This is a genomic window from Alistipes sp. CAG:268 (assembly GCA_000434235.1).
Taxonomy (GTDB): domain Bacteria; phylum Bacteroidota; class Bacteroidia; order Bacteroidales; family Rikenellaceae; genus Alistipes; species Alistipes avistercoris.
Map to the genome: position 1 here is coordinate 43,995 of FR892005.1, position 3,866 is coordinate 47,860.

Below are 3,866 nucleotides of genomic sequence, written 5' to 3' on the forward strand. Positions count from 1 at the left end.
GCTCGGGCGAGCCGGTCCACGATCGAGAGACCCAGACCGAAACCATCGACCCCCTGCGCCGAACGCAGCCGGACAAACTCGGCGAAGATGCGCTCGCGCTCCTCGGGGCCGATGCCGCGGCCCGTATCGCGAACCGAGAAGGTCAGCCAGCCGTCGGCCACGTCGGCCCGCAGGGTGACACTGCCCTCATCGGTGAATTTCAAGGCATTGGATATCAGGTTATCAGCGATCTGCCGGATGCGGAAGGCATCGCCCGTAGCTTCGCGCGCAGCCCCGGGACCGGTCTCCAGCCGCAGGTCGAGCCCCTTGGCGTCGGCCGCAGCGGCAAAGCCCGCACGGATCGTCTCGAAAAGCTGCGAGGGATTGAATACCACCGAATCGACCTCCATCTTGTTCACGTCGAGCCGGTAGAAATCGAGCAGGCTGTTCACCAGGGCCAGCAGGTGCTCCGACGAGGAGCGCATGTTCTGCAGGTAGAGCGTCTGCCGCTTGTCGGTGGTCAGGCGCGAAAGCAGGTCGATGTAGCCCATGACCGAACCCAGCGGCGCCTTGATGTCGTGTGTGATGGCCAGCATCAGCTGCTCACGGGCAGCCAGCAGCGCCTCGTTGTCGCGGTTAGCGCGCTCGAGGGCCCGGCGGTAGCGGTTGCCGCGGTTGATGTCGCGCCACAGCACCGCCACGAACAACAGCATGAGGACGACGGCCCCGGCCGCCACCCAGCCGAGCATCCGCGACGAGCGGCTGCGGATCGCCTCGTTCTCGTCGATGCGGCGCATGAGGTAGTCGGTCTCCTCCTCCTCGAAGTCCATGATCAGGCGGTAGATCTTCGCGTTGATCAGGTCGTTGCTGTAACGCAGGCGCAACCCCTCGCGCCACGCCTCGTCGTAGATGTAGAGGCGCTCGCTGGTGACACTGTCCTGCAAGGCCCGCAGCACGATGGCGATCGTATCGCGCAACGCATCGGGCCGCATCTCAGGGGCCGGAGCGGGAACCGTATCGACGACGATCTCGCTGCGCGATATCACCACTGCGGTCTCCTCCCGAGGCGGGCTGAACAGGTCGGCCAGACGGCGGAAGAACCGCCGTTTGGCCCGCGGCACGGAGACCGTATCGGTCTGGACAATGCGCCGCAGGCGCGGCAGGGTGTCGATCTGCATCGGGCGGGTCAGGATCAGCGTATCGGCCAGCAGCAGCGTTGAGGAGTCGCCGTGCACTCCCTCGCCGACCGGGATTCGCTCGGTATGCAGCACCGAGTCGGGCAACGGAGGCAGCTGGAGCGAGTCAGGCAGCGGAGGCAACGAATCGGACAGAGGCGGCAGCGAATCGGCCGGCGACAGGGTATCGGCCGGCGATACGGTCCCCGGCAGGCTGTCGGACGACGACTCGATCAGCGCCCGGATGTTCTTTTCGAGCAGGTTGGCCGTGGCGCCGCCGCGGATCGAACGGAAGAGGCTCGTCGTCCGGCGCTCCTTGTCGGCCAGCAGCCGCACGATGCTGTCCAGACGCATCGTCTGCAGCGAATCGCCGCGTCCGGTCAGCGTGCGCAGCGAATCGATCCGGCTGCGCACGGTGCGCAACTCCTGGCGGTAGCGCTCCTCGTAGGACTGGTAGCCGGCGATCATCAGCTGTCCGCAACTCTCGGCCTGGTAGAGGTGGTAGAGCACCTGATTGACGGCGCTGCGTTTGGTGTGCAGCTGCGCATAGGTGCCGTCGGGAGCCGAAAAACGGACCACCTCCCGGTAGACATAACCCACCGAAAGGATGCAGACGGCAATCAGGATGACGTAGCCGGCAACGATCTTCGTCTTGACGAATTTCGACTCTTTCATGCGCCAAAGATAGTGAAAGTCCGGCAAAAACCGCATTCCCGCAGCGGAATGCGCACGGGAGCGGCAGCGGCGGGAGAGTCCCGGAGGAGGCTTCCGCGGCAATCCGCACGGCAGAAGAGCCGCATGAAGCGGAACGGAACGGGGCCGGCAATCGGCATGCCGGGAGGCGACGAAGGAGTATTTTTATCGAAAAACGATAAATTTTCTTTGAAATTTCCCGCTTTGTTCTTTATATTTGCCGATGGTTTCACCCGAAAACAGACAATCAGACACCCATGGAAATTCTTACGGCTGAACACGTCTCGAAGCAATACGCCGGACACAAGGCGCTCGACGACGTCTCGATCGCCATTCCCCGCGGATCGGTCTACGGACTGCTCGGCCCCAACGGCGCCGGCAAGACCACCCTCATCCGGATCATCAACCGCATCACCGCACCCGACAGCGGGCGCGTCTGCTTCAACGGCCACGAAATCGCCCCCGACGACATCTACCGCATCGGCTACCTGCCCGAGGAGCGGGGACTCTACAAGAAGATGAAGGTGGGCGAACAGGCCATCTTCTTCGCCCGCCTGAAGGGCCTCCCGCGCCGCGAGGCGGTCACCCGGCTCAAGAGCTGGTTCCGCAAGTTCGGCATCGAGAACTGGTGGGACAAGAAGGTCGAGGAGCTCTCGAAGGGCATGGCCCAGAAGGTGCAGTTCATCGTCACGGTGCTCCACGAGCCCGAGCTGCTGATCTTCGACGAGCCCTTCTCGGGCTTCGACCCGATCAACGCCAACCTCCTCAAGGAGGAGATCCTCGCCCTGCGCGACAAGGGATCGACGGTGATCTTCTCGACGCACAACATGTCGTCGGTGGAGGAGATCTGCGACCACATCACGCTGATCAACCGCTCGAAGAACATCCTCTCGGGGCGTGTGGACGACATCCGCCGCCGCCACGGGTCGAACCTCTTCGAGATCGACTACCGCGGCGACGAAGAGTCGCTGCGCCGCGTCCTGGCACCGCACTGCGAACTGCTCGAACGCCCCGAGGGCGAGGAGTCGGCCTACCGCACGCTGCGCCTCCACGTCCCTGACGACGGCGCCGTGCGCACGGTGATCGCCGCGGCCAACGATGCCGTCGAGATGCGCTCGTTCCGCGAGATCATCCCCTCGATGAACGACATCTTCATCCGAGCCGTGAACGGGCAGTTATAGATCACGCCACCATGAAAAAGACAAACGAAGCGGCCGGACAAGAACACCCGCGACGCCTCGGGAAAGCCGCCGCAGGGACGCTTGCCGGCCTGTGCCTGGGAGTGGGCATGTACGGCCTGATCCACGGCCTGCGGACCGGAGAGAGCACGCTGCAGCTCACGCTTTCGGCCATCACGCTGTGCTGCGGCATCCTGCTGCTCCGCATCCCGAAAACAGGAGAGAAAGAGAACCGATAAAACCTACACATCATGTCCAACATATCCCTCATCATCCAGCGCGAGTTCAACGAGCGCGTGCGCAAAAAATCCTTCATCATCACCACGATCCTCATGCCCGTGCTGATGCTCGCCCTGATGGTCGCCCCGGCGCTCATCATGCGTTTCTCGCGCGGCGAGACAAAGACGATCGCCGTCATCGACGACAGCGGCCTGGTGGCCCCGAAACTCGCGGACAGCGAGGAGATCCGCTTCACGACCACCGACAAGAGCACCGACGAGGCACGCCGCGAGTTCTCCGACCTGTTCGGCGTGCTCTGGATCGGCAGCGACATCCTCGAGAACCCCTCAGCCGTCAAACTCTACGCCAACTCTTCGTCGTCGCTCTCGCTCGAGGAGAGCCTCACCGGCCAGATCGAACGGATCCTCGAAGCCGAGAAGCTCCGCCGCTACAACATCGACAACCTCCAGCAGATCCTCGACGAGGTGAAGACCACCGTCACGCTCCAGACCTTCCGCAACGACAAGTCGCAGGAGGAGGAGACCCAGGCCCAGTCGTCGGTCGTCGCCACGGCCTCGGGATACATCCTGGGCTTCGTGCTCTACATGTTCCTGCTGATCTA

4 protein-coding genes are annotated in these 3,866 nt (G+C 63.4%); 3 read left to right on the forward strand and 1 reads right to left on the reverse strand.

Going from position 1 to position 3,866, the window contains the following annotated elements; genetic code table 11:
• Nucleotides 1-1,829: sensor histidine kinase (locus tag QZL63_RS06935; protein ID WP_290586352.1), on the reverse strand; the 1,829-nt coding region annotated here is incomplete at its 3' end.
• Between the two features lie 275 nt (nucleotides 1,830-2,104).
• On the opposite strand from QZL63_RS06935, the gene QZL63_RS06940 reads away from it, so the two are divergent.
• The 3 genes from QZL63_RS06940 to QZL63_RS06950 form a co-directional block, all read left to right on the forward strand.
• Complete coding sequence (locus QZL63_RS06940) at nucleotides 2,105-3,028, forward strand: ABC transporter ATP-binding protein (RefSeq protein ID WP_022308599.1); 924 nt, start codon at nucleotides 2,105-2,107, stop codon at nucleotides 3,026-3,028.
• A gap of 11 nt (nucleotides 3,029-3,039) precedes the next feature.
• Complete coding sequence (locus tag QZL63_RS06945) at nucleotides 3,040-3,264, forward strand: hypothetical protein (protein WP_022308600.1); 225 nt, start codon at nucleotides 3,040-3,042, stop codon at nucleotides 3,262-3,264.
• A 12-nt stretch (nucleotides 3,265-3,276) separates the two neighbouring features.
• A partial coding sequence (locus QZL63_RS06950) for an ABC transporter permease (RefSeq protein WP_290586355.1) occupies nucleotides 3,277-3,866 on the forward strand: 590 nt, incomplete at its 3' end.

Bases quoted from the DNA above. Each gene is read 5' to 3' on its own strand.
- QZL63_RS06945 (WP_022308600.1), top strand. From the start codon at position 3,040: ATGAAAAAGACAAACGAAGCGGCCGGACAAGAACACCCGCGACGCCTC.
- QZL63_RS06940 (WP_022308599.1), top strand. From the start codon at position 2,105: ATGGAAATTCTTACGGCTGAACACGTCTCGAAGCAATACGCCGGACAC.